The following is a 25,660-nucleotide window of genomic DNA, read 5'->3' as shown; positions in this document are numbered from 1 at the left end:
TCCCTCCCCCTCCCCTCCTCCCCCTCCGCGATACGCACCCCCCCACCACCCCCCTCCCCCCCCCCCGCCGCCCCCCCCCCCCCCCGCCCCGCGACGCATGTCGCAGGCGGATCCGCCTGCGCCCCCCTCGCGTCTCACGCTCTTGGTGTCACCGCCCCCGCGCCTCCGCCTCCAGCCTCAGCCCCTCCTCCATCACCGCCCGCGCGATCGGTGCCGCGTCTCCGCCCCCGCTGATGTCCGTGCGGTTCGCCTCCGCGTCCTCGACGACCACCGCGACCGCCACCGCCGGCTGGGCCGAGTCCGTGGCCTGGGCCCAGGCGATGAACCAGGCGTAGGGGGTGCCGGTGTTGCCGAGGCCGTGCTGGGCGGTGCCCGTCTTGCCGCCGACGCGGGCGCCCGGGATGGCGGCGTTGGTGCCGGTGCCCTCCGTCACCGCGCGGACCATCAGGTCCTGGAGGCGGGTCGCGGTGGAGGGGCGCATGGCCTGGCGGTAGGTGCGGCGGGCGGGGGAGCCGACCAGGGTGCCGGCCGAGGTGGTCGTGCGCTCGACCAGGTGGGGCTGGGCGATCTCGCCGTTGTTGGCGACGGCCGCCGCGACCATCGCCATCTGCAGCGGAGTGGCCGCCGTGTCGAACTGGCCGATGGAGGACAGGGCCAGCTGGTCGTCGCTCATGTCGGTGTCGAAGTTCGACTTCGCCACCCACGACGGGATACGCAGCCCCGTGTCGTTGAAGCCGAAGGCCTCGGCCGCCGCCACCATCCGGTCCAGGCCCACCTTCACGCTCAGGCCGGCCATCACCGTGTTGCACGACCACCGGATGGCATCGGCGAGGGAGGCGTCCGCGCAGCCGGTGGCCTCGTTGGGGAGGACCTGGCGGGTCCCCGGGAGGACGAAGGGGTCCGGGGTGTCGGTCGGGGCGTCGACGTCCGTGACCACGCCCGCGTCGAGGGCCGCGGCCGCCGTCACGATCTTGAAGGTGGAGCCCGGGGGATAGGTCTGCCGGATCGCCCGCGCCAGCATCGGCTGGTTGGGGGAGGTGTTGAGCTGGTGCCACGCGGCCTTGACCTTGTCGTCCGTACCGGACAGCATCCCCGGGTCGTACGACGGCGAGGAGACGAGCGCCAGGATCCGGCCGCTCGACGGCTCGATCGCCGCGACCGCGCCCCGCTTGCCGTCGAGCCCCCGGAACGCCGCCTCCTGCATCCGGGCCCTGATCGTGGTGACGACGTCGCCGCCCGGGTGCCGGCCCCGGCTCACGTCGTTCCACAGCGGCAGCGGCGCGAGCATCGGATCGGTGCCGGACAGCAGGTCGTCCTCGGCGCTCTCCAGGAGCGTCGTGCCGTACGTCTGGGAGGCGTAGCCGGTCACCGGCGCGTACAACGGGCCCTGCGTGTACGTGCGTTCCCAGCGCAACTGCTGCCCGCTGTCCCGGGAGCCGGTGACCGGACGGCCGTCCACGAGGATCTCCCCGCGCGGCTGGCCCCAGCGGGAGATGGCGATGCGGCGGTTGGCCGGGTTGTCGTCCAGCTCGTCCGCCTCCAGGACCATCACCCGGCCCGCGTTGACGAGCAGCGCCACGAGCAGGACCAGACAGAGCCCGGCGGCCCGCCGGATGTACCGGATCATCGGATGCGGCTCACCTCGCGTCCTCCACGACGGGGGCGATGACCCCCGTGTCGGCCATGTCCGGGCGCGGGGCCCGTGCCGAGTCCGAGACCCGGACGAGCAGCGCCACGATGACCCAGTTGGTGACGACCGAGGACCCGCCCTGGGCGAGGAACGGCATCGCCATGCCGGTGAGCGGGATGAGCCCCATCACCCCGCCCGCGATGACGAAGACCTGGAGCGCGAGGATCGAGGCCAGGCCGATGGCGAGCAGCCGCCCGAAGGGGTCGCGCAGGGCGAGCCCGGCGCGGTAGCCGCGGGCGACGAGCAGCGCGTACAGCAGGAAGAGCGCGGTCAGGCCGACCAGGCCCAGCTCCTCGCCCGCCGTCGCCAGGATGAAGTCCGACTTCGTGGCGAAGCCGATGAGCACCGAGTGCCCGAGGCCGAGTCCCGTGCCGAGCATCCCGCCGGCGGCGAACGCGAACAGCGACTGGGCCAGCTGCCCCGGCCCGTCACCCGCCCGGATCGAGGCGAACGGATCCAGCCAGTCCTGCACCCGGCTGTGGACGTGCGGTTCGAGGGAGCCGACGAGAAAGGCGCCGGCCGAGGCGAGCAGCAGCCCGACCGCGATCCAGCCGGTCCGCCCGGTCGCCACGTACAGCATGATCACGAAGAGCCCGAAGAAGAGCAGCGAGGTGCCCAGGTCCCGCTCCAGGACGAGCACCCCGACGCTCAGCAGCCAGATCGCCACGATCGGGCCGAGGACGCGGCCCGTGGGGAACTGCAGGCGCCAGACCTTCCGGCCGGTGTACGCGAGGGCGTTGCGGTTGGCGGCGAGGTAGGCGGCGAAGAAGACGGCGAGCAGGATCTTGGCGAACTCGCCCGGCTGGAAGGAGAGTCCGCCGATCCGGATCCAGATCCTGGCGCCGTTCACGGCGGGGAAGAAGATCGGCAGGATCATGAGCGCGAGCGCGGTGGCGACGGACAGGTACGCGTACCGCTGCAGCACCCGGTGGTCGCGGATCAGCAGGACGACGGCGATGAACAGGCCGACGCCGAGCGTCGACCAGACCAGCTGGGTCGGCGCGGCCCGGTCGCCCGGGGTCTCCAGGTCGAGCCGGTAGATGAGGACCAGGCCGAGCCCGTTGAGCAGCACGGCGATCGGCAGCAGGAGCGGGTCGGCGTAGGGCGCGCGCAGCCGGACCGCGACATGGGCGAGCAGCGCGAGGAGCCCGAGGCCGGCGCCGTAGCGCGCCGCGTCGGGCGGCACGGCACCGCTACGGGCGAGCCCGACCTCCGCGTAGCCGCAGACGGAGATGAGGACCGCCCCGACGAGCAGAGAGAACTCCACACCACGACGCCTGGGCACGCGCACGCCGGGCGGGGGCGCGTCCCTGGTGTCCTTCGCGTCCGTCGGCGGCGGTGCGGTCATGGACCGCAACGTAGCAAGCAGTAAGCCTTATGTCCCTTTTGTGTGACGGTGTGCCGCCGTTGGGCGCTGGTCGTTGCGCGCCCGTGGTGCCGGTCGGTGGTCGCGTGTCCGTGGTGCCCGTCGGTGGTCGCGCGTCCGTGGTGCCCGTCGGTCGTTGCGCGTCCGTGGTGCCCGTCGGTGGTCGCGCGCCCGTGGTGCCCGTCGGGCTCACGCGTCCGTCGGTTCTTCCGAATCCGCCAGGTGTACGTACTCCGGCAGCGTGAGACGGGCGAGGGCCCCGCCGCCGTCCTCCTCCGGCGCGTTGGAGAAGACGAGTTCCGCGCCGATCACCTCGGCCTGCCCGGCGGCGATGGTCAGCCCGAGGCCGTGGCCCTTGCCGCCGCTCTCCGTACGGAACCGCTGCGGTCCGGCCTCCAGCAGGTACTCCGGGTAGCCCGCGCCGTGGTCCCGTACCGTCACCACCGGCCCGTCGACGGTCAGGACCACCGGCGGGGCGCCGTGCTTGTGGGCGTTGGCGACGAGATTGCCGAGCACCCGCTCGAGCCGCCGCTTGTCCGTCTCCACCGTCGCGTCCCGCACCACCCGGACCTCGGTGTCGGATCCGGAGGCGCGCACGACCCGTTCGGCGAGCGGTCCCAGGTCGTGCACGGCCAGGTCCACCTTCTCGGTGCCCGCGTCGAGCCGTGAGATCTCCAGCAGGTCCTCGGTGAGCGCGCGCATCGTCCGCACCCGGTCCCGCACCAGCTCGGAGGGCCGCCCCTCGGGCAGCAGTTCGGCCGCGGCGGAGAGGCCGGTGAGCGGGGTACGCAGCTCGTGCGCGACGTCGGCGGTGAACCGCTGCTCACTCTGCAGCTTGCGCTGGAGCGAGGAGGCCATGGTGTCGAGGGCCCCGGACACCGTGGCCACCTCGTCCTGGGGCCGTGAAGGGTCCTTCGTCCGGGGGTCGTTGACGCGCGCGTCCAGGTCGCCGGCGCTGATCCGCCGCGCCACCTGCGCCGTCGCGTGCAGGCGTCGGGTGATCCGGGTGACGGCGAAGGCCCCGACGAGCAGGGTCGCCCCGATGGCGAGGACGGACGAGCCGAGGATCGAGCGGTCGAGCCCGTCGATCGTGTCGGCGCTCTGGGTGTAGTCGATGCGTACGGCGAGGGCGCGGCCGTCGGCAGGGGCCGCCGCCCACATGGTCGGTCGGCCCTTGAACTCGGTCACCATCGTGCCCCGCTCGCCCGTCAGCGCGAGCGCCCGGAGGGATTCGGGCAGCCCGGCCGGGTCGACCCCGGCGAACCGGGGCAGCGGCTCGCCGGACTCGTAGAGCCGGCTTACCTCGTCGAGCCGGGCCAGCGCCTTGTCCCGGGAGTCCTTCACGGTCTGCCCGGCGACGGAGACGTGGACGAGGGTGCCGAGGAGTGCCGCGAGGGCGCAGCACATGACGGTGATGAAGACCGCGGCCTTCCAGGTGAGGGTCGCGGTCCAGGCGGGCAGCCGGGGGAGGCGGCGGGAGGCGGAAGCCTTGGGCGTACGGGGTTCCCGGGACCGGTTCACGGGCCCGCCTCGGAGGGGCTCGGGGCGGGGGCGCGGTCGGGCGTGGTGGCGGAGGCGGTGGGGGTGGCGGTCGGACTCACGAACACAGGCGCGGGAACCATCGAGGTACCCGCACCGGGCTTCACCCGCACGATCTCGTCCCGTGCCGGCAGCATCGACCGCTGCTGCTCGTCCCAGGACCACGCGGTCCGGTACTCGTAACCGGGGATTCCGGCCGAGCTGACCCGCATGATGAGGTCCCGGCCGGCCAGCTCGACGCTGACGACCTGGTCGACGGTGGACATGATGCGGGTCAGGCCGCCGTTCTCGGCGAGATAGACGCGGACGCCGAGCTGCTGGTCGGGCATGCGGATGCCGACGATGAGCTCGTCGCGGCCGTTGCCGGTGAGGTCGCGGTAGTACGGCTTGAGGATGGGGCAAGAGCCCTTGTCCTTGCCGCAGTCCTGGATGGCTCGGGCGGTCTCCTCGTACAAGCCGTCCGGGCCCGAGCGGGCGCCCTCGCCGGCGCGCACCTCGGCCTGGACGACCGCCACGGCGTCGACGGTGTGGACGTCGTTGTCCGGGACGCCGATCCCGGGAACGCGCTGGGTGTCGGTCTCGCCGTAGTCGATCGGCGGGTTGGTCGCGGGCGGCAGGTCCGGCCAGAGCCGGACCGGGCCGACGGCGGAGGGAGTGCGGCCGGAGCTCTGCAGTTCACCATGGCCGCCGCAGCCGGTGAGGGCGGAGGTCAGGACGAGCGCGAGCACGCCGAGGGCCGCGACCGGGACGGCCGCGGTGGCGGTGGCGGCGGAGAGCCGCGCTCGGCGTCGTGTGGTCACTGCCCTCCTCGGGCGGGTCGGATCCGTCGGCTTCCTGAGGGTGCCCCGTGGTTTCCCGGTGGGGTCACTTCACCAGGTCGGCGAAGAAGATGATGTTGTCGGTGCGGTGACCGTCCCGGACGGGTCCGCCGCAGGTGATGAGGCGGAGCTCGGGCCGGTCGGTCTTCCCATAGACCTTATTCGTAGGGAAGTCCTTTTTGTCTACTTGCTGGATCTCGCGCACCGCGAACCGCGCCGTCGAGCCGTCCGCGCGTCCCACCTCGATCAGGTCTCCCGCCTTGATCTTCGCCACGTCGCGCATCAGGGCGGGGCCCCGTGCCGTGTCGTAATGCGCGACGATCACCGCCGCCCCGCGCTCGCCCGGCGTCACGCTCCCCGTGTACCAGCCCGGCTGCTCGGCCTGCTCCACCGACGGCACCTGCATCTCCTGATCCGCGTCGAGGCCGAGCTGCAGCATCGGCCCGGCGTCCACTCCCGCAGACGGTATGACCAGCCGGTTCGGTTCCGACGCCGCCATGGCCGGCGCCGCCTGATGCCCGGCGGGTCTCACGGCCACGTTCCGTACGGTCACATCCGGCGCCCCGTTCCCCGCGGCCCCGACGGTCCCGCCGCACCCGAGGACCCCGCCTCCGACGGCGACGGCGAGCGCGCTGCTGACGAGCAGTCGGCGGCGTCGGAAGGGGGAGGGGCGGCGGCTCATGGCGGACTCCGATCGGGTGGCGGCGGTTGACCGGATACGAAGGTAAATGTCCGGCTTTGCGGTTGTGTAACAGTGAGCCGGAGGTGGGCCTGCGGGCTCGTTACGTGCGCGCGGGCCGCCCGCTGTCTCCATGCGAGCTGGCCGCAGAGGCGGCCGACGGCGGCGGCCGACGGGACGGGTTTGTGGCGGCGGGTTGCGGCGGCGCCGGGCCTTCGCGGGGCTGCTGCGCGCGCCAGGCCGTTGGGGGAGGGAGCGGCCGCGCCTGGCCAGTCGGCTGCGCTGGTCAAACGGCCGGGCTGGTCAAGTCGGCCGCGCCCGGCCAGCCGTCCGCGCCTGCGCAGCCGGCAGCGTCGGGGCCGCTGGCCGCGCCGGGCCGGCCAGTCCGGCCGACCTCGCCCGGCTAGGCGGCTGCTGCCCGTGGTGTTGACAGCCTTGCCCGGCCAGGTGGCTGCCCGGCGCCTGACGACCTCGCCCGGTCAGACCCGCCAGCCGGATCTGTCGGCCCCGCGCGCGGCAAGCAAGGCTGGTCAGCCGGGCCAGGCCGGGTGCCGGGGCCAGCCCTCCAGTCGACGCCGAAGGTCGCCGACTGGGTGGGGTCCCATTGCCCCTGCGGCAACGTCTGCCGTACGGCCGGACCTGCGTCGCCGCCCACAGCCTGCCGGATGGCGGGCCGGCGAAGGCCCGCCCCCACGACGCCGCCCGGCTCGCTGGCACCGAGCTCGACCCGCCCCGCGCCGTGCGGCACGCACTCCACCCCGCGCCCTGCCCGTCCGGGATCGGCCCCGACCCGCGCCGCCCGGCCTCCGGTACCGACCCCGACCCGCGCCCCCCCGCCCGACCGGGGCGTCGTCAGTACATCCGGCGTTCCATCTGGGTCAGGGCCGCGCGGCACAACGTGAGGAGCTTTTCGTCGTCGTGGACGTCGTGGGAGCCCGCGCCGTCCTCGCGGGCGTTGTGGCGGCGCCTGCGGGAGAGCTCCGCACGGATCGCGGGCTCCGCGTCCGACGCCGCCGCGCCCATCTCCGCCAGGCACTCCGCCACGGCCACCCGGGTGTGCCGGTTCTCCTCCCAGGCCGCGAGCAGCACCGGCAGGGTCTCCGCCGCGTCCCCGGTCACCCGCCACAGCGCCGCCGCCGAACGCACCCGCACCCACAGGTCCCGCGAGCCCAGCCCCGCCCGCAGGGCGGGGGCCGAGCGGGCCGCGGCCGGCCCGATGGCACCCAGCGCGAGGGCCGCCGCGCACCACTCGCCGCCCGACGTACCCGGCCGCAGCCACCGGTCGAGCGCGCCGAGCGCCTCGTCCAGCGAACCGTCCAGCGCCCACATCGCCCGCGCCGCCATCGACGACACCGCCGCCGACTCCGAGCCGAGCAGCCGCCGTACGTCCGGCAGCGCCTCCTGGGCGACCGGCCCGAACGCCACGAGCGTTCGCAGGCACGCCTCCCGCACCCACTCCCGACGGTTCACCGGCGCACCGCGCAGCACCCGCAGCACCTCAGGCAACGCCTGGGCGCCCCGTACCGAGCCCAGCGCGAACAGCAGCGGCGCCGCCCGGTCGTACAACAGGTCGTCGAGCTCCACCTCCCCGAGCCGGCGCCGCAGCACCGGCGCGAGCGGCAGCGCCGCCGGGCCCAGCGAGTCGACCGCGTACAGCAGCTCCCGCCGTACCTCCCGCTCCTCCAGCGCCCTGGCGAGCAGCGGGATCGCCCGCGCGTCGCCGGCACGGGCGAGAGCGAGCAGCGCCCCGCCCCGCCCGGCCCGCGCGCCCGGCCCCGGCAGACCGAGCGGCCCCGTCGACCCGGTGGTCAGGCGCGCGGCCAGCGCGTCCGCCGCGGGCCCGCCGAGCTCGAAGAGCCGCTCCAGGAACGACGTCGCCGCCTCGCGCAACCGCGGCTCCGGGTCACTCAACTGCGCCCCGACCAGCCGCACCACTTCCTCGTACCGCCCCCGCCACACCCGTATCAGACCGCCACACAACCAGATCGCGTCCGACCGCTGGCCCCAGTCGGGGCTGCGCAGCTGCGCCAGGATCAGCGCGATGCGGTCGTCGACCCGGTCGTCCAGGGCGGAGTGCAGCGTGCGCAGCAGTTCCTCCGTCCACGGCGTCGGGCGGCCCGCCGAATGCTCCTCGAACAGCTCGCGCACCTGCCCCATCAAGGCGGAGGCGGAGGCGGAGGCAGCAGAGGAGGCCGAGGCGGACGAGGACGAAGACGTGGACGAGGAGGCGGCGACCGTACGGCCCGCCTCGACACCCTCGACACCCTCGGCACCTTCCATACCGTCGCTGCTTTCGGCGCCGTCAAAGCCCTCGACATCGTCCACGCCCTCGACGGCCGTGAGGGATCCCAGCGAGTCCATCGAGTCCGGCGGGGCCACCGAGTCCAACGAGGCCAGCGCGGCTAGCGAGTCCAGCGAGGCCATCGAAGCCAGCCGGTCCAGCGGCTCCATCCCGTCCAGCGCATCCACCGATGCGGTCGGCCGGTTCTGCGGGGCCGTGCGTACCTCGTCGAGCAGCACCGTGACCCGTTCCACCACGTCGTCCGGGATCTCGGCAGGCGCCACCCTCGCGAGCTGCGCGAGCGCCGCGAGCCGCAGACCCGGCGCCTGTGCGGCGCGGGACAGCCAGCCCAGCCAGTCCACGGTCTCGTCGCGCAGCGACTCGTGCCGCAGCGCGATCCGCCCGACCGCGGCGACCAGGGCGAGCCGTACCTCCGTGTCCTGCTCGACCGTGAGCCGCTCGCGCAGCAGGTCGAGCACGCGGACCGGGTCGCCGTGCAGCGAGGCCAGCGCGCACGGGGCCGCGAGCCGTACCTCGGGATCGGGGTCGTCGACGAGCGCGAGGAACACGTCGGCGCCTGCCGCGACCGCGGCGGCGGCCATCGCGTAGTTGGCCGCCGGTATGAACTCCTCGTCATCCGGGTCGAGTTCGTCCAGCTCCTCGTCCCCGCACAGGTCGATGCCGCCGATGCTGGTGAGCAACTCGACGATGCCGCCCCGGTCCTTGACCGTGGGGTCGGCGACGAGTTCGAGGAGGAAGGGGATGCAAGCGAGAGTCGAGTCGTAGACGTCACCCTGGTGGTGCACCGCCCCGTACATGCCGTCGAGCGCGTTCTCCCGCTCCGCGGGGTCGTCGGAGGCGAGTCCCCGCAGCAGCTCCGGCACGTCGTCCGCGGGGCCGTACGCATGGCCCAGCGAAGCCCAGTCGACCTCCTCGATCCCCGTCAGCATGCAGGCCGCCTTCCCCGTGAGCGCTTACCAGGCAGCAAGTGTGCACCAACGCACCCGTAACAAGGACCCGCCCGCCGGAGGCTGTTCCGCAAGCCCCGCGCGGCCGCTCGCTTTGCGCCACGCGCAGGTCCGCCGGGGGCCCGCCGGAGACCCGCCGGGAGCCCTGACGGCCCCTCGCCCCGCCGCTCAAGCGCCCGAGCCGGCCGCCTCCGCCCGCTCACCGACACCCCAACCGCCCGCCGGACATGCACACTTGCGCACCGGACCGCTCGCACCGGGCCTCCCGCCGGGGCGCTCGGGGACTTTGTCCGGAACGGAGCGGATGGGAGGGGTGATCGGTATCCGGCCGCGGGGCTCGTTCGTACCCGCCTCCTCGGTTACGGCCCCGCCTTCCGTACCCACCCCCGGCCCTGCCTCCCCGGTTACGGCTCCACCTCCGGCCACGCATCCGCTTCCCTTACCCGGACGAACCGAGCCGTGTCCTGACGGCCTGCGATCACGCGCAGTTCGACCGTGACGGGTTCGGTGAGCGGTCGTACCGTCCCGTGTTCCGGGTGTTCCACCGGCTCCGCCGCCACCCGCCCCGCCGTCAGCTCCGCCACCTCGCGCGCCTGGGCCCCGGACAGCCGGGGCGTGGTGCGCAGCTCGCGCCCGTCGGGCAGGCGCACGAGCAGTGCGTGCGGTCGGTCGGGTGGGCCGAACACACCGGCGAGCAAGGCGTCGCCGGTGTCCGAGTGCCGTACCTTCCGCCAGGACCAGGTGCCACCGGGCCGGTACGCCGAGTTCCAGGCCTTGGCGACCACTCCCTCGACGCCCGCGTCGCGCAGCGCGTCGAACCACTCGTGCGCCGTCGCCTCGTCGTCGGTGGCGAGCACCCGCTGGAGCGGCGGGCCGATGCCCGCGAGGGCGGCGCCGAGGAGGTCCCAGCGTTCGTGCAGCGGCCGGCCGCGAAGATCGTGGCCGGGGAGGGCGAGCAGGTCGAAGGCGATGTACGAGACGGGGATGCCGAAGCGCTCGCGGTCCCGGTGCGAGCGGAGCAGGTCGGTGAAGCTCAGCCGCCCTTCGCGGTACGCGCAGAGCTCGCCGTCCAGGACGATCCCCGGGGGCAGCCGCTCGCCCAGGTACGCGGCGATGCCCGGGAACTCGGGGGAGAGGTCGCGCCGCGCACGGGACTGCAGGAAGACCTCGCCGTCCTCGAGGACGAAGGCGAGGGCGCGGAAGCCGTCGAGCTTGAGGGAGTACTGCAAGCCGCCCGGAACACTGCCCTGCCGGGGCAGCTCGTCGGCGGCGCGCGGCCGCATCACGTCGACGGGAGGCCGCAGCACGACGTCAGGGGAGGACGAGCCCCGGGACGGATCGGGCGAACCGCGCAGATCTGACGCGCTAGGGGACGGGTCCGACGTGCCCCGGGACGGGTCCGACGTGCCCCGGGACAGGTCCGACGTGCCCCGGGACGGATCCGGCGTCCCTGGGGGCGATCCGGGGGCCGCGGGGTTCATGGCAGCGGTCCGGCGATTGCGGGGTCGAACAGGGGTGCGAGCAGTTCGCCGTACCTGTCCAGGCGGGGCGCGATGTCGTTCATCAGCACGACCAGCCGCCCCGCGCCGCCGGCCCTCGCCGTCCCCGCAGCCCCCGTAACCCCCGCAGCCCCCGCCGTCCCCTCCGTGCCCGCCGCCCCGGTCTCGCCGGTCTCCGCGGTCTCCTCGACCTCCTCCCAGGTCACCGGGGCCGAGACGGTCGGCAGCCGGCGGGCCCGCAGGGTGTAGGGGGTCGCGGTGGTCTTCGCGGCGGCGTTCTGGCTGTGGTCGACGAAGACCTTCCCGGGCCGCAGTGCCTTCGCCATCCGGTGCACGACCAGCCGCGGCAGCTCGGCCTCCGCCTCGACGGCGAGCCGGCGGGCGTAGGCGGACACGTCCGCGGAGGGCGCGGGCACCAGCGGCACGAGCAGGTGCAGGCCCTTCGAGCCCGAGGTCTTCGCGTACGCCGTGAGACCGTCGGCAGCGAGCCGTTCCCGCAGGTGGAGGGCGACCTGGCAGCACTCGACGACGGTCGCGGGCGGTCCCGGGTCGAGGTCGAGGACGAGCCGGTCGGCGACGGCGGGGGTGTCCGCCCGCCACTGGGGGGTGTGGAACTCGACGACCAGGTTCGCCGCCCACATCAGCGACGGCAGGTCCTGGATCACCACCTGGCGGGCGCGTGGCGCGTCGGAGCGGGGCACGGGGGTGGTTTTCACCCAGGCGGGCGTGCCGGGAGGCGGGTTCTTGGTGAAGAACAGCTGTCCGTCAGGGCCGTCCGGATAGCGCAGGAAGGACACCGCCCGGTCGCGCAGATGCGGCAGGATCACGGGCCCGACCGTGGCGTAGTAGTGCAGCAGCTCGCCCTTGGTGGTGCCGGTGGCGGGGTGGAGGACCTTGTCGAGGTTCCTGAGGGCCAGGCGCCGCCCCTCCACCTCTGTGATGGGCGTCATACGATGAGAATCCCACGAATCCCGACCAATGGTGCGAAGGGGATGAATAGTGCGATCCATATGGAACGGAGCCATATCCTTCGGCCTGGTCAGCATCCCGATCAAGCTGGTCAACGCGACCGAGAGCCGCTCGGTCTCCTTCCGGCAGATCCACGCCGAGGACGGCGGGCGCATCCGCTACAAGAAGGTGTGCGAGCTGGACGGGGCCGAGGTCGCGCAGGCGGAGATCGGCAAGGCCTACGAGGACGCCGACGGGACCATGATCCCGATCACCGACGAGGACCTGGCCGCGCTGCCGCTGCCGACGGCCAAGACGATCGAGATCGTGGCCTTCGTGCCGGCCAGTGACATCGACCCGCTCCAGATGGACGCCGCGTACTACCTCTCCGCCAACGGCGTGCCGGCCGCCAAGCCGTACACCTTGCTGCGCGAGGCGCTGAAGCGCAGCGACAAGGTGGCGGTGGCGAAGTACGCGCTGCGCGGGCGCGAGCGGCTCGGCATGCTGCGGGTGGTGGACGACGTGATCGCCATGCACGGACTGCTGTGGCCGGACGAGATCCGCGCGCCGGAGGGCGTGGCGCCGGAGACCCCGGTGACCGTGCGCGAGGCCGAACTCGACCTGGCCGACGCCCTGATGGCCACGCTCGGTGAGGTCGACATCTCCTCGCTGCACGACGACTACCGGGAGGCCGTGGAGGAGATGATCGCCGCGAAGGCCGAGGGCGGCGCCGGCCTCGCACCGGCGGAACCCGCGGCCGCGGGCGGCGGCCAGGTGATCGACCTGATGGCGGCCCTGGAGAGCAGCGTACGGGCGGCCAAGCAGGCCCGGGGAGAGACCGCGGGCGCGGAGGGCACGGCAGAAGCGGCCGAGGGCGGCGCGGCGGAGGCGGCCGAGGTGACCGAGCTCAGGTCGCGGAAACGGGCCGCGGCCAAGCGACCGGCGGCGACGCCGAAGGAGACCGGCGCGAAGAAGTCCACGGCGAAGACAGCGGCGAAGAAGACGGCTGCGCCCGCGAGGAAGTCGACGGCGAAGACGGCGGCCGGGTCCACCGCCAGGACGCCGACCAAGTCCGCCGCCAAGTCGACGGCCAAATCGACGGCGAAGAAGCAGCCGGCGAAGAAGGCGGCCGCGAAGAAGGCGACTCCGCGCAAGCGCACGGCGTAGGAACGAATGGCTCAACGGCTGCAGCCCAGCAGCCCAGGAGCTCAGCAGCTCAGGAGCTCAGCAACGGCTCGTGGCCGACGCTCTCGTCGGCCACGAGCCGTTCGGCGTACGCGTGTACGGTCGATCCCGCCGCGGCACCCGCCGCGCGGAACGGGAGGAACCGACCGATGCGGGCCGACGCCTGGCTCCTGGAACTCGACGAGAAGCGTGACGAACGGCGCGGCGAGACGCGTGACGAGGGGCGTGGCCCCACGCGTGGAGAACCGCGCGGTGCGACGCCCGGCTTGGCCGACGCGGACACACCGCCGCTCGGCACGACCGTGCTGGCCCCGACCGAGCCGGACACGAGCGTGTTCGACCGGACCGAGCTCGACCCGATCGAGGTCGACCCGAGCGTGTTGGACGCGCGGGAGCGCGAGCGGGCGGCGGCGTTCCTGCGGCCCGCCGACCGGACCCTGTACACGGTGGCGCACGTCGCCCTCCGCACCGTACTGGGCAGGCTGCTGGGGGAGCGTCCGGAGGACCTGAGGTTCACGCGCGAGCCCTGCCCGTGCTGCGGCGAGCCGCACGGCCGCCCGGCCCTCGCCGTGTCCGTACCCGAGCCGCCGCTGCACTTCTCGCTCTCGCACACGCGAGGCCGGGTGCTGATCGCGACGGCGCCGGTACCGGTCGGCGCGGACGTCGAACTACGCCCGGAGCCCGAGGCGGTGAAGGATCTGGTGTCCGTCCTCCACCCGTCGGAACGGGCCGAGATCGAAGCCGGCATCGAGGCCGCGACCGGGGCCGGGGCCGGTTCGTTCGTGGCCGATCGAGAGGCCCAGGTGCGGCGGGCGGCGGCCTTCGGCCGCATCTGGGCACGCAAGGAGGCCTATCTGAAGGGCCTCGGCACCGGCCTCGGCCGGGCCCCGCACCTGGACGACCTGAGCACCGGGGCCGCGCCGCCGGCCGGCTGGAGCCTGTACGACCTGCCGGGCGGCCCGTCCCACCATGCCGCGATCGCCCTGCGCGCCCCGCACACGACGACCGAGCCTCCGCGGCTGCACCACCTGACCTGACGGCGGGCACTGGGGCCCTGACCGGTGGGCGTACAGAGGCACCCGCGCACAAAGCCCGAGGCTGCACGCCACCGCACGGGCTCCCGCCAGGCCTGCCGAGGGGCCTCCCGGCGGGTCTCCCGCGGCCCTCCCACCGGGCCCCCGACCCGACTCCCGCCCACTCCCGCACCCCTCCCACACCCCTATCCGAACCCTCTATGACCCTTGGAGCGGTCAACCCTCCGCATAGCGGACCGACTTGGCCGCCCTTCGGACAACTGATGGTCAAATCCTTGTTGCATACCTGTCAATCAGGGCTGCTCGCTGGCACGCTCAACCGCGCACCACCCCCCACACAGATCCCCCACGCGTAACAGCGAAGGAGCCCGCGTGACCCGCCAGCAGTCCTCGCCTCGTCGTCACACCACCGCCCGAGCCGCCGCCCTCATCGCATCGGCCGCCATGGTCGTCGTCGGAGTCCAGACCGGATCCGCCAGCGCCGACGCCCAGCGCGAGGCCGGTGCCACCGCGCTCGTGCTCACCGGCACCCAGCGCGCCGCCGCCATCCAGGAGGCGCAGTCCGCCGCGGCCGGCACCGCCAAGGCCATCGGCCTGTCCGGCCAGGAGAAGCTGGTCGTCCGGGATGTCGTCAAGGACGCCGACGGTACGGTCCACACCCGCTACGAGCGCACCTACCAGGGCCTGCCGGTCCTCGGCGGCGACCTCGTCGTGCACCAGAAGAAGAACGGCGCCCGCTCCACCACCAAGGCGACCGAGGCCCGCATAGCGGTGGCGAGCACCACCCCGGCCGTCGCCGCGGCCACCGCCAAGCAGTCGGCCGTGGCCGCCGCCGACGCCGAGGGCGCGACCGCGTCCTCCGCCCGCAAGGTCATCTGGGCCGCCTCGGGCAAGCCCGTCCTCGCGTGGGAGACCGTCGTCGGCGGGCTCCAGCACGACGGCACCCCGAGCGAGCTGCACGTCATCACGGACGCCACCACCGGCAAGGAGCTCCACTCCTTCGAGGCGATCGAGACGGGCGTCGGCAACACCCAGTACAGCGGTCAGGTCACGCTCGGCACGGCCCCGTCGTACTCCCTCACCGACACGGCCCGCGGCGGCCACAAGACGTACGACCTCAAGGGCGCCACGTCCGGCACCGGCACGCTCTTCACCAACTCCACCGACGTGTGGGGCAACGGCCTCGCCTCCAACCGCGAGACCGCGGCCGCGGACGCCCACTACGGTGCGGCCGTCACGTGGGACTTCTACAAGAACGAGCTCGGCCGCAACGGCATCCGCGGTGACGGTGTCGCCGCCTACAGCCGCGTCCACTACGGCAACGCGTACGTCAACGCGTTCTGGTCCGACCAGTGCTTCTGCATGACGTACGGCGACGGCGCGGGCAACGCCAAGCCGCTGACGTCCCTGGACGTCGCCGGTCACGAGATGACCCACGGCCTGACCGCGTCCACCGCGGGCCTGCGCTACAGCAGGGAGTCGGGCGGCCTGAACGAGGCCACCTCCGACATCCTCGGCACCGCGGTCGAGTTCTACGCCAACAACTCGTCGGACACCGGCGACTACCTCATCGGCGAGAAGATCGACATCCGCGGCAACGGCACCCCGCTCCGCTACATGGACAAGCCCAGCAAGGACGGCAACTCCGCCGACTACTGGTCCAGCAGCCTCGGCCGCCTCGACGTCCACTACTCCTCGGGCCCGGCCAACCACTTCTTCTACCTGCTGTCCGAGGGCAGCGGCACGAAGACGCTCAACGGCGTCACCTACAACTCCCCGACGTACGACGGCTCCACGGTCACCGGCATCGGCCGCGCCGCGGCCTACAAGATCTGGTACAAGGCCCTCTCCACCTACATGACCTCGTCCACCAACTACGCGGGCGCCCGTACCGCCACCCTCTCGGCGGCGACGGACCTGTACGGCGCGGGCAGCGCGGAGTACAACGCGGTGAACGCGGCCTGGAAGGCCGTCAACGTCAACTGACGCAGCGGCAGGTAGGCACACCCCGACGGGGGGACAGGGGCTGTCCGGGTCGTACCCGGACAGCCCCTGTACGTGCCGCCCGCACCCCTGGTGCTCACTCGTCGTAGTGCAGGGTGCCGTCCTCGTCCATCCGCGGATGCAGCCGCTGGGGGCCGTACTCGTCCACGTCCGAAGGACGCGGCCCCTCGGGTCCGTCCGGGCCGAACCGGATCATGCGCTCCACGCGGCAGATCCGGAACTCCCGTCCGGCGACCCGTGCTTCGTCGGCGCGCCCGGCGGCCCGGAAGAGCTCGCCGGCCCGCCGGAAGGGCTCTCGCTCGGCCTCGTCCCACTCGTACATCCGAGGCCAGAAGTCGACCATGAGGTCGTACAGGCTCTGGCGCGCCTCGTGCGGGGTGGCGAACAGGGAGCCGTGCGGGCGCCAGCCGGAGCCCTGGCGTTCCACGACGCCGAAGGAGACCGGCAGGAGGGCGAGGTCGGGGTGGGTCGCGACGGCCCGCTCGGAATCGGCCCGTACGGCGGCGGGGTAGCGCGCGCCGGTGTAGCTGAACGGGCGCAGCCCGAAGCGCAGGGCCTCGGCCATGGGCCCGCGGGACCGGTCGGGGTCGAGCAGAGCGCCCTCGTCGGGGCTGCGATGCGGGATGTTGCCCTCCCACACCCGGAACAGCGGCTCGGGGTCGGTGGGGCGCGGCGGCTCGAGCCCCTGGTTGCCGGTACGCGTGAACTCGTCGGCACGTACGACGCGGTAGCGCACGCCGAGGACGTCGATCTCGTCGACGGGCTCGCGCTCGAGCACGCGCACGGCGGCGATCAGCTCACGCCGTACGGTCGGATCGTCGGTGTCGTCCTTCGCCCGGAAGAACAGTCTCGACTGCAGACCGTCCCGGGACTCCTGGGGCATGCCGGCCCGCACGGGCTCCACGACCCGCCACGGCCCCTCGGCGCCCACCTCCCGCGCCACCACCCCGAAGAGCGCCCCGCGCACGGCGAGCCCGGGATACCGCAGGGCACCGTCGACGGCATCCGCCTCGGTGACCCAGGCGACCGGATCCCCACTCCGGACAAGCCCCGCCTGCACCTCGGCGATCCGTCGCTCCCAGTCCTCATCCATGCACGCATTGTCCCGTCGGGGACCACCTGAGCCCCCCAAACGCCCGAAACCGCTCGCCCCGAAACCCCATCCGACCGACTCGGCCCGCTTCCGATCACTCGAGCCTCCACGTCCAACACTTGGGGCACGTGAGCAAGCGGATGGCGTAGTCGATTAGCCTGCGGACGTGCGCGCTGAGGAGATCTCCCAATGGATCGCTGATCATGGTGCCTCGATGAGCACCGTCGAACTTGCGGCAGCCTTCGATGCCTACCTGTGCACGCTTCCTTGGGCGGGCCAGGGCATTGACTGGCGCAGTCTGCCGAGTCGGTCGCTCGGATTGGACGGCGTCTCGGACGATGAGGCGGTGCGGTGGGCCAGGGAGACCCCGCTGGGGAGTCACAGTCACGTCCTGGTGATCGACTCTGCCTTCGAGCCTGGCGTCATCTGCTCCTTCGAGGATGCGGTTCGCGACTTTGAGCTGCTGTCGAACCGCCCAGAGCTCTACATGTGCGGGATAGACCTGCTGGGCGGACACCCCGAGCCGACGTTTGAGCACTTCATCGAGCGTCGCTCGTTCATGACTCTCAACGCGAAGCTGTGAGGCAACTCGGGACCGCCGTCCGGGCCTGGCAGGAAGCTCGGCCCTGCTGACTCGGTGCGCGAAGTGTCTCGACGGCCGCCAGGAGGTGGCGAACCGGCGCATCGACGAGCTGCGATCCGAGCCCTCGTACACGCACCACTGACGGCCCAGCCACTCGCACTCCGGTATGGCACCTTCCCAGTCGTCGGTGCAGCGGTCGGCCCAGTCGCGGCCCACCAGCACCGGCCGGGTCAGCACCCCGTTCGCGGTGTCCTGGACACGCAGGACCATGCCGACATCGTCGATCCCTGGGTTGCCCCGCGGCCCATACGACACCCTGCGAGCAGGCGAGGAATAGAGGTCCAGGACCGTCTCTTCGAGTACAGCCGGCACGCGGCCGATCAGTTCCAGTCCCTCCAGGATCACGCACAGGCCGTTGGCGGCATCAGCTGCCACGCAGAAGAGCATGGCCCAGGCCGCGAACAGGACGCGGCCCCTGTCATACGGCCGCTCAGCGCGGCACAAGCGTGCATAAACAACAAGACCCCGTCCTCAGCGTTTCCGCTGATCACGGGGTCTGTCTGGCACTTCCTGCGAAGTGCCCCCGGCAGGATTCGAACCTGCGCACACGGCTCCGGAGGCCGTTGCTCTATCCCCTGAGCTACGGGGGCGTCCGCCGCTTCTCGCGGCGACGGGAAGAACACTACCAGCTCCCGCAGGGTGCCTGTGAACAGGTATTTCCGCCGCGTCACCATGGGGGCGTTCCCTCGCACGGGTCAGAAGTGGGCAAAAGCCGGACGCGGGTGCTCCCCGCGACCTACTCTCGACGTGTGTCAGGGGTGTCCGGGCGGGTGCTGGTTGTGGATGACAACCGGGTGATTCGCCAGCTGATCAGGGTCAATCTCGAGCTCGAGGGGTTCGAGGTGGTGACCGCGGCCGATGGTGCCGAGTGTCTGGATGTCGTGCATGAGGTCTGTCCTGATGTCGTCACCCTCGACGTCGTCATGCCCAGACTCGACGGGCTGAAGACCGCCGCGCGGCTCCGGGAGGACCCGCGGACCAGTCATCTCCCGGTGGCGATCATCAGCGCCTGCACCGAGTACGAGACGGAGGGCGCGACCGGGGGAGCCTCCGGCGTCGACGCCTTCCTCGCCAAGCCCTTCGAGCCGGCCGACCTCGTCCGGGTCGTCCGGCAGCTCATGCACCAGGAGCGGCGCGAGCCCCGCGACGACGCCGACGCCGAGGAGCCGCCCGCAGTCAGCAGGACCGGGCGCCGAAGAGAGGGATAGACGGCGAAGGGAACGTGCAAGGGAACGGTGAGGGGAACGGCGAAGGGGTAGCCGCGCGGAGCCGGTGAGCCGGCCCGGGAGCCAGTGAGCCAGTCCGGGAGCCAGTCAGGCGGATCCGGGGCGCTCCAGTCGCCGAGGTCCTCCGGTCCGACACGCCCCAGCTCCGAGGTCCCGCCCCTCCTGCCCGGGCCCCCGGCGCCCACATGCCGACACCGGTTCGCGTTCCGACCCCCCTCCTCCCCTACGCTTGTCCCGTGACCCCCGCGGACCTCTCCCTCACCGTGCTGCACGCCGTGCGCCGTGCGGTCGACGAGGGTGTTCTGCGGGTCGACGTGCCCGCGCGCGTCGCGGTCGAGCGGTCACGGGCCGGCGGCACCGGTGACTACGCCACCAGCGTCGCCCTGCGGCTCGCCCGGCCCTCCGGGCTCGACGCCCGCGACGTCGCCGAGATCCTCAAGGAGCGGCTGAGCGACAGCCCCGCCATCCGCTCCGTCGACATCACCGGCCCTGGGTTCCTCAACTTCACCCTCGACGGCAGCAGCCAAGAGCTCGTCCACGACCGCGTCATCCGTGAGATCGCGCGGACTGGGATCTCGTACGGGCATTCCCAGCTTCTCTCCGGCACCCACGTCCGGTTCGCTCCCGTCACCGAGCCCCGTGCCGTCCTCCTCACCGAGACCGTCATCCGGCTTCTCCAGGCCCAAGGAGCCACCGGCGACATCGACGGCATCGACGGCATCGACGGCGCTGACCGCACCGACGACTCCAGCGTCATCAGCGGCACCGACCGCAGCGTCGGCGAACCCAGCGCCACCGCCGACGTCGGCACCCACACCACCGACGTCGACACCCACACCACCACCCCCCACCCCGAGCGCCTCCCCGTAGCCCCCAGTGTCTACCTTCCCGACCTCCTCGGCGTCGACGTCGCCCGCTGGGCCCTGCTTCGGCCCGCCGCGCACGACCGGGTCCTCGACGGGGCCGCCCTGCTCGTCCAGCACGAGCGCAACCCGCTCTTCCGGGTTCGGTACGCGCACGCGCGGGCCAGGCGTCTCGTGGACAACGCCGCGCAGCTCGGCTTCGCGCCCGCGTACGAGAGTGCCGTCGACGAGCCGCGGCTTCTCGGGCTCCTCGGCGACCACCCCGCCGTCCTGCTCTCCGCCGCCCGCCACCGCGCCCCCGACCGGGTCGCCCGGCACCTCGAGGCCGTCGCCGACGCGTTCCTCGCGTTCCAGCACACCGTTCTGCCCCTCGGCGACGAGAAACCCTCGGCCGCCCACCGCTCCCGGCTCGCGCTCGCCGAAGCCGCCGGGACGGTGCTCGCCGGTGGCCTGTCCCTGCTCGGCATCAGCGCACCCGACCAGATCTGAAAGACGCAGACCCATGAGCCGTTCCGCACACCCCGCCGGGCCCCGCCACGCCGACGTCCTTCCCGAGGGGCACTACTCCGCTCCGCCCGCCGACCTCAACCGCCTCGACCCCAAGGTCTGGGCCCGGACCGTCGCCCGGAACGACGCGGGCCAGGTCACCGTCGGCGGGCTGAGCGTCGCCGAGCTCGCCGAGCAGTTCGGCACGCCCGCCTACTTCCTCGACGAGGACGACTTCCGCGCCCGCTGCCGGGCCTGGGCCGACGCCTTCGGTAGCGACGCGGACGTCTTCTACGCCGGGAAGGCGTTCCTTTCGCGGGCCGTCGTGCGGTGGCTCAAGGAGGAGGGGCTGAACCTGGACGTGTGTTCCGGGGGCGAGCTCAGCACCGCGCTCTCCGCCGGAATGCCCGCCGAGCGGATCGCCTTCCACGGGAACAACAAGAGCGAGGACGAGATCCGGCGGGCCGTCGAGGCCGGCGTCGGGCGGATCGTGCTCGACTCCTTCCAGGAGATCGTCCGGGTCGCGCACATCGCGCAGTCGCTGGGCAAGCGGCAGCGGGTGCAGATCCGCGTCACCGTGGGCGTGGAAGCGCACACGCACGAGTTCATCGCCACCGCCCACGAGGACCAGAAGTTCGGGATCGCGCTCGCCGGCGGGCAGGCCGCCGAGGCGGTGCGGCGGGCGCTGCGGCTCGACGGGCTGGAGCTGATCGGGATCCACTCGCACATCGGGTCCCAGATCTTCGACATGGCCGGCTTCGAGGTCTCCGCGCGGCGCGTCGTGCAGCTGCTCGCCGAGGTGCGTGACGAGCACGGGATCGAGCTGCCCGAGATCGACCTCGGCGGCGGGCTCGGCATCGCGTACACCTCGGACGACGACCCGCGCGAGCCGCACCACATCGCCAAGGCGCTCACCGAGATCGTGACGCGCGAGTGCGAGGCCGCCGGACTCGCCACGCCCCGCATCTCCGTCGAGCCCGGGCGCGCCATCGTCGGGCCCACCGCCTTCACCCTCTACGAGGTCGGCACCGTCAAGCCGCTGGAAGGGCTGCGCACGTACGTCTCCGTCGACGGCGGCATGTCGGACAACATCCGCACCGCCCTCTACGACGCCGAGTACAGCGTCGCGCTGGTCTCGCGCACGAGCGACGCCGAGCCGATGCTGTCCCGGGTGGTGGGCAAGCACTGCGAGAGCGGCGACATCGTCGTGCGCGACGCGTTCCTGCCCGCCGACATCGCGCCCGGCGACCTGATCGCCGTGCCGGCCACCGGCGCGTACTGCCGGTCGATGGCCAGCAACTACAACCACGCGCTGCGCCCGCCGGTGGTCGCCGTGCGGGACGGAGAAGCACGGGTCATCGTGCGCCGTGAGACGGAGGAAGATCTCCTGCGTCTCGACGTCGGGTGATGAAATAGTCAGGTGATGGAAACCATGTCTCGCCATTCGGACCAGGCGCTGAAACGTCCGTCCGGTGAGTGAGACTGGTTCCCACCGTGGGAAACGGGTACCCCGATCCGGCCCCGCGGACCGAAGGGAAAAGCGACCGCAGGAATGCGTGTCGCAGTCGTAGTCGAAGTTGTACGAGAGACGAGGTCGGATGATGCGTACGCGTCCGCTGAAGGTGGCGCTGCTGGGCTGTGGAGTGGTCGGCTCAGAGGTGGCGCGCATCATGACGACGCACGCCGACGACCTCGCCGCGCGCATCGGCGCCCCGGTCGAGCTCGCCGGCGTGGCCGTCCGCCGGCCCGACAAGGTGCGCGGGGGAGTGCCCGCCGAGCTGATCACCACCGACGCGACCGCCCTCGTGAAACGCGGGGACATCGACGTCGTCGTCGAGGTCATCGGCGGCATCGAGCCGGCCCGCAGCCTCATCACCACCGCGTTCGAGCACGGCGCCTCCGTCGTCTCCGCCAACAAGGCGCTGCTCGCCCAGGACGGCGCGACCCTCTACGCCGCCGCCGACCAGCACGGGCAGGACCTCTACTACGAGGCCGCCGTCGCCGGTGCCATTCCCCTCATCCGGCCGCTGCGCGAGTCCCTCGCCGGCGACAAGATCAACCGCGTGATGGGCATCGTCAACGGCACGACGAACTTCATCCTCGACAAGATGGACACCTCGGGAGCGGGCTACAGCGAGGCCCTGGACGAGGCCACCGCGCTCGGGTACGCCGAGGCCGACCCGACCGCCGACGTCGAGGGCTTCGACGCCGCCGCCAAGGCCGCCATCCTCGCCGGGATCGCCTTCCACACGCGCGTGCGCCTCGACGACGTGTACCGCGAGGGCATGACCGAGGTCACCGCCGCCGACTTCGCCTCGGCCAAGCAGATGGGCTGCACCATCAAGCTGCTCGCCATCTGCGAGCGGGCCGCCGACGGCGAGTCCGTCACCGCGCGCGTGCACCCCGCGATGATCCCGCTCAGCCACCCCCTCGCCTCCGTCCGCGAGGCGTACAACGCGGTCTTCGTCGAGGCGGAGGCCGCCGGGCGGCTCATGTTCTACGGCCCCGGGGCCGGCGGCTCGCCGACCGCCTCGGCCGTTCTCGGCGACCTCGTCGCCGTGTGCCGCAACAAGCTCAACGAGGCCAACGGCCCCGGTGAGTCCGCGTACACCCAGCTGCCCGTGAGCCCCATGGGCGAGGTCGTGACGCGGTACCACATCAGTCTCGACGTGGCCGACAAGCCGGGCGTCCTCGCCCAGGTCGCGACGGTCTTCGCCGAGCACGGCGTGTCGATCGACACCGTCCGTCAGACGGGCAAGGACGGCGAGGCCTCCCTCGTCGTCGTCACCCACCGCGCGCCCGACGCCGCCCTCTCCGGGACCGTCGAGGCGCTGCGCAAGCTCGACACCGTGCGCGGTGTCGCCAGCATCATGCGTGTTGAAGGGGAGTAAGGACCCATGACCAGCAAGGGCACCCACCAGTGGCGCGGCATCATCGAGGAGTACCGGGACCGCCTTCCGGTCACGGACACGACGCCGGTCGTCACGCTCCGTGAGGGCGGCACGCCGCTCGTCCCCGCTCAGGTCCTCTCCGAGCGCACGGGCTGCGAGGTGCACCTCAAGGTCGAGGGCGCCAACCCCACCGGCTCCTTCAAGGACCGGGGCATGACCATGGCCATCTCCAAGGCCAAGGAGGAGGGCGCGCAGGCCGTCATCTGCGCGTCCACCGGCAACACCTCCGCCTCCGCCGCCGCGTACGCGGTGCGCGCGGGCATGGTTTCCGCCGTTCTCGTCCCGCAGGGGAAGATCGCGCTGGGCAAGATGGGCCAGGCGCTCGTGCACGGTGCCCGGATCCTCCAGGTCGACGGCAACTTCGACGACTGCCTCACCCTGGCCCGCGGGCTGTCCGAGAACTACCCGGTGGCGCTGGTCAATTCGGTCAACCCGGTCCGCATCGAGGGCCAGAAGACCGCTGCGTTCGAGATCGTGGACATGCTGGGCGACGCGCCCGACATCCACGTACTGCCCGTGGGCAACGCCGGCAACATCACGGCGTACTGGCGCGGGTACCGCGAGTATGCGGCCGACAAGGTCGCCACCCGCACGCCGCGCATGTGGGGCTTCCAGGCCTCCGGCTCGGCGCCGCTGGTGCGCGGCGAGGTGGTCAAGGACCCGTCGACCATCGCCACCGCGATCCGCATCGGCAACCCGGCCTCCTGGGACTACGCGATCGCCGCGCGCGACGAGTCGGGCGGCTTCATCGACGAGGTGACGGACCGTGAGATCCTGCAGGCCTACCGCCTGTTGGCCGCTCAGGAGGGCGTCTTCGTCGAGCCCGCGTCGGCCGCGTCGGTCGCGGGTCTGCTGAAGGCCGCCGCCCAGGGCAAGGTCGACCCGGGGCAGACCATCGTCTGCACTGTGACCGGCAACGGCCTGAAGGACCCCGACTGGGCCGTCGCCGGCGCTCCGCAGCCGGTCACCGTCCCGGTCGACGCCGCGGCCGCGGCCGCGCGCCTCGGCCTCGCCTGAATCTGGCCGGAAATCGACGCAGTGCGCCGTGTGCTGTAGGCAGCGCACGGTAGGTTCCTGATCGGGAGTCAAACCCGATCAGGAACCTACATAGGCGCACAGGTTGGCGCGCGACACGCATCGTGCGCCTCCTGTGCGCCCTATGTCGCGACAGAACCTTCCTTCGATAGGCTGTACCGAACCCGCCCCGACGCATATGCGTCGTGTTGTTGCCGTCGTCGCGCCCGAGGCGCGAGTGGCCCCCGGGTTCTCCGTACTTCCTCCGAACAATCCCGCAAGTCCGCACGTCAAGGAGAGTCATCGAGCGATGGCCGGTCCCGCGTTCCGCGCCGCCGCCGTACGGGTGCGCGTTCCCGCCACCAGCGCCAATCTCGGCCCGGGCTTCGACGCCTTCGGCCTGTCGCTGGGGCTCTACGACGACGTCGTCGTCCGGGTCGCCGACTCCGGGCTGCACATCGACATCGCCGGAGAGGGCGCCGACACCCTGCCGCGCGACGAGAGCCACCTGCTCATCCGCTCGCTGCGCACGGCCTTCGACCTGCTCGGCGGGCAGCCGCGCGGCCTCGAGGTCGTCTGCGCCAACCGCATCCCGCACGGCCGCGGCCTCGGCTCCTCCTCCGCCGCCATCTGCGCCGGCATCGTCGCCGCCCGCGCCGTGACCATAGGCGGCGACGCGCGGCTCGACGAGACCGCGCTGCTCGAGCTCGCCACCGAGATCGAGGGTCACCCCGACAACGTCGCCGCCTGCCTGCTCGGCGGGTTCACCCTCGCCTGGACCGAGGCCGGGGCCGCGCGGGCGATCAGGATGGACCCCTCGGATTCCATCGTTCCGGTGGTTTTCGTCCCGGGGAAGCCGGTGCTGACGGAGACCGCCCGCGGCCTGCTCCCGCGCACCGTCCCGCACGTGGACGCCGCGGCCAACGCCGGCCGGGCCGCGCTCCTCGTCGAGGCCCTGACCCGCCGGCCCGAGCTGCTGCTCGCCGCCACCGAGGACCGGCTGCACCAGGAGTACCGGGCGCCCGCGATGCCCGAGAGCATCGCCCTTGTGAACCGGCTGCGGGCGGACGGGGTGCCCGCGGTCATCTCCGGCGCGGGCCCCACGGTGCTCGCGCTGGCCGAACACGGGACGGCCGACAAGGTCGCCCTCCTTGCGGGTGAGGGATGGGCCGCCAACCGGCTCGACCTCGACATGCCCGGCGCGAGCGTCCTGCCGCTGGCGCCCTGACGGGCAGCGCGCGGTGTCCGGGCCGGAGGGCCCGGAACTGCGCGGACACGAGATTGCCGGTGACTGAGAGGGGGAATGTTTGTTGGAGCCGGTAGTGTTAACCTCAAGCTTGCACCCGACGTCTTCGAGGCGCGGTGCTGAGTGT

At 72.6% G+C, this 25,660-nt stretch carries 19 protein-coding genes and 1 tRNA gene; 10 read left to right on the top strand and 10 right to left on the bottom strand.

The window, feature by feature from the left end; translation table 11 throughout:
- Nucleotides 1–148: 148 nt before the first annotated feature.
- The 8 genes from ACFWJO_RS26880 to ligD all read right to left on the bottom strand — a co-directional run bounded on the left by ACFWJO_RS26880 (nucleotide 149) and on the right by ligD (nucleotide 11,790).
- A complete protein-coding gene (locus ACFWJO_RS26880; RefSeq protein ID WP_386869083.1) occupies nucleotides 149–1,627 on the bottom strand; it encodes a penicillin-binding transpeptidase domain-containing protein in 1,479 nt (492 codons plus the stop codon).
- Between the two features lie 10 nt (nucleotides 1,628–1,637).
- Complete coding sequence (locus ACFWJO_RS26875) at nucleotides 1,638–3,038, bottom strand: FtsW/RodA/SpoVE family cell cycle protein (RefSeq protein ID WP_386869081.1); 1,401 nt, start codon at nucleotides 3,036–3,038, stop codon at nucleotides 1,638–1,640.
- Nucleotides 3,039–3,245: 207 nt separating this feature from the next.
- The gene (locus ACFWJO_RS26870; RefSeq protein ID WP_386869079.1) at nucleotides 3,246–4,577 is read right to left on the bottom strand and encodes an ATP-binding protein; all 1,332 of its coding nucleotides are present in this window, start codon (nucleotides 4,575–4,577) and stop codon (nucleotides 3,246–3,248) included.
- Nucleotides 4,574–5,395: a hypothetical protein gene (locus ACFWJO_RS26865; RefSeq protein WP_386869077.1), complete on the bottom strand. Its 822-nt coding sequence runs from the start codon at nucleotides 5,393–5,395 to the stop codon at nucleotides 4,574–4,576. Before ACFWJO_RS26865 ends, ACFWJO_RS26870 begins: the two co-directional genes overlap by 4 nt.
- Nucleotides 5,396–5,459: 64 nt before the next feature.
- Nucleotides 5,460–5,912: a class F sortase gene (locus ACFWJO_RS26860; protein WP_386869107.1), complete on the bottom strand. Its 453-nt coding sequence runs from the start codon at nucleotides 5,910–5,912 to the stop codon at nucleotides 5,460–5,462.
- 1,032 nt (nucleotides 5,913–6,944) lie between these two features.
- Nucleotides 6,945–9,323, bottom strand: coding sequence for a PBS lyase (locus tag ACFWJO_RS26855; RefSeq protein ID WP_386869075.1), 2,379 nt, complete (start codon nucleotides 9,321–9,323; stop codon nucleotides 6,945–6,947).
- A 422-nt stretch (nucleotides 9,324–9,745) separates the two neighbouring features.
- Entirely contained in the window at nucleotides 9,746–10,648 is a 903-nt protein-coding gene (locus ACFWJO_RS26850) for a DNA ligase (protein WP_386869074.1), read from the bottom strand.
- A gap of 170 nt (nucleotides 10,649–10,818) precedes the next feature.
- Nucleotides 10,819–11,790 carry a non-homologous end-joining DNA ligase gene (gene ligD / locus ACFWJO_RS26845; RefSeq protein ID WP_386869072.1) on the bottom strand — a complete coding sequence of 324 codons (972 nt, stop codon included), beginning with the start codon at nucleotides 11,788–11,790 and terminating at the stop codon, nucleotides 10,819–10,821.
- 49 nt (nucleotides 11,791–11,839) lie between these two features.
- Here ligD and ACFWJO_RS26840 point away from each other — a divergent pair, with 49 nt between their 5' ends.
- The 3 genes from ACFWJO_RS26840 (at nucleotide 11,840) to ACFWJO_RS26830 (ending at nucleotide 15,993) form a co-directional block, all read left to right on the top strand.
- Nucleotides 11,840–12,955 carry a Ku protein gene (locus ACFWJO_RS26840; RefSeq protein WP_386869071.1) on the top strand — a complete coding sequence of 372 codons (1,116 nt, stop codon included), beginning with the start codon at nucleotides 11,840–11,842 and terminating at the stop codon, nucleotides 12,953–12,955.
- 167 nt (nucleotides 12,956–13,122) lie between these two features.
- Nucleotides 13,123–14,010: a 4'-phosphopantetheinyl transferase family protein gene (locus ACFWJO_RS26835; RefSeq protein ID WP_386869070.1), complete on the top strand. Its 888-nt coding sequence runs from the start codon at nucleotides 13,123–13,125 to the stop codon at nucleotides 14,008–14,010.
- Nucleotides 14,011–14,451: 441 nt separating this feature from the next.
- The gene (locus ACFWJO_RS26830) at nucleotides 14,452–15,993 is read left to right on the top strand and encodes a M4 family metallopeptidase (RefSeq protein WP_386869106.1); all 1,542 of its coding nucleotides are present in this window, start codon (nucleotides 14,452–14,454) and stop codon (nucleotides 15,991–15,993) included.
- Nucleotides 15,994–16,087: 94 nt separating this feature from the next.
- On the opposite strand, the gene ACFWJO_RS26825 is transcribed toward ACFWJO_RS26830, so the two are convergent.
- Nucleotides 16,088–17,104: a DUF5954 family protein gene (locus ACFWJO_RS26825; RefSeq protein WP_386869068.1), complete on the bottom strand. Its 1,017-nt coding sequence runs from the start codon at nucleotides 17,102–17,104 to the stop codon at nucleotides 16,088–16,090.
- A gap of 166 nt (nucleotides 17,105–17,270) precedes the next feature.
- On the opposite strand from ACFWJO_RS26825, the gene ACFWJO_RS26820 reads away from it, so the two are divergent.
- Complete coding sequence (locus ACFWJO_RS26820; RefSeq protein ID WP_386869066.1) at nucleotides 17,271–17,687, top strand: hypothetical protein; 417 nt, start codon at nucleotides 17,271–17,273, stop codon at nucleotides 17,685–17,687.
- Between the two features lie 578 nt (nucleotides 17,688–18,265).
- Here the strand turns inward: ACFWJO_RS26820 and ACFWJO_RS26815 are convergent.
- Nucleotides 18,266–18,337: transfer RNA gene (locus ACFWJO_RS26815), tRNA-Arg, on the bottom strand.
- A gap of 159 nt (nucleotides 18,338–18,496) precedes the next feature.
- Here ACFWJO_RS26815 and ACFWJO_RS26810 point away from each other — a divergent pair.
- From ACFWJO_RS26810 to thrB, 6 genes are all read left to right on the top strand, one after another.
- Complete coding sequence (locus ACFWJO_RS26810) at nucleotides 18,497–18,955, top strand: response regulator (protein WP_386869064.1); 459 nt, start codon at nucleotides 18,497–18,499, stop codon at nucleotides 18,953–18,955.
- A 254-nt stretch (nucleotides 18,956–19,209) separates the two neighbouring features.
- Nucleotides 19,210–20,325, top strand: coding sequence for an ArgS-related anticodon-binding protein NrtL (gene nrtL / locus ACFWJO_RS26805; protein ID WP_386869062.1), 1,116 nt, complete (start codon nucleotides 19,210–19,212; stop codon nucleotides 20,323–20,325).
- A gap of 13 nt (nucleotides 20,326–20,338) precedes the next feature.
- The gene (gene lysA, locus ACFWJO_RS26800) at nucleotides 20,339–21,730 is read left to right on the top strand and encodes a diaminopimelate decarboxylase (RefSeq protein ID WP_386869060.1); all 1,392 of its coding nucleotides are present in this window, start codon (nucleotides 20,339–20,341) and stop codon (nucleotides 21,728–21,730) included.
- Between the two features lie 190 nt (nucleotides 21,731–21,920).
- Nucleotides 21,921–23,213: a homoserine dehydrogenase gene (locus ACFWJO_RS26795; protein ID WP_384420625.1), complete on the top strand. Its 1,293-nt coding sequence runs from the start codon at nucleotides 21,921–21,923 to the stop codon at nucleotides 23,211–23,213.
- A 6-nt stretch (nucleotides 23,214–23,219) separates the two neighbouring features.
- Entirely contained in the window at nucleotides 23,220–24,290 is a 1,071-nt protein-coding gene (gene thrC, locus ACFWJO_RS26790) for a threonine synthase (RefSeq protein WP_386869058.1), read from the top strand.
- Between the two features lie 307 nt (nucleotides 24,291–24,597).
- Nucleotides 24,598–25,515, top strand: coding sequence for a homoserine kinase (gene thrB / locus ACFWJO_RS26785; protein WP_384420628.1), 918 nt, complete (start codon nucleotides 24,598–24,600; stop codon nucleotides 25,513–25,515).
- Nucleotides 25,516–25,660: the final 145 nt, after the last annotated feature.

It is taken from the genome of Streptomyces sp. NPDC127092 (assembly GCF_042722475.1).
Lineage (GTDB): Bacteria > Actinomycetota > Actinomycetes > Streptomycetales > Streptomycetaceae > Streptomyces.
The sequence above is the reverse complement of the archived record's forward strand: the minus strand, read 5'-3'. Positions and strand labels throughout refer to the sequence as shown.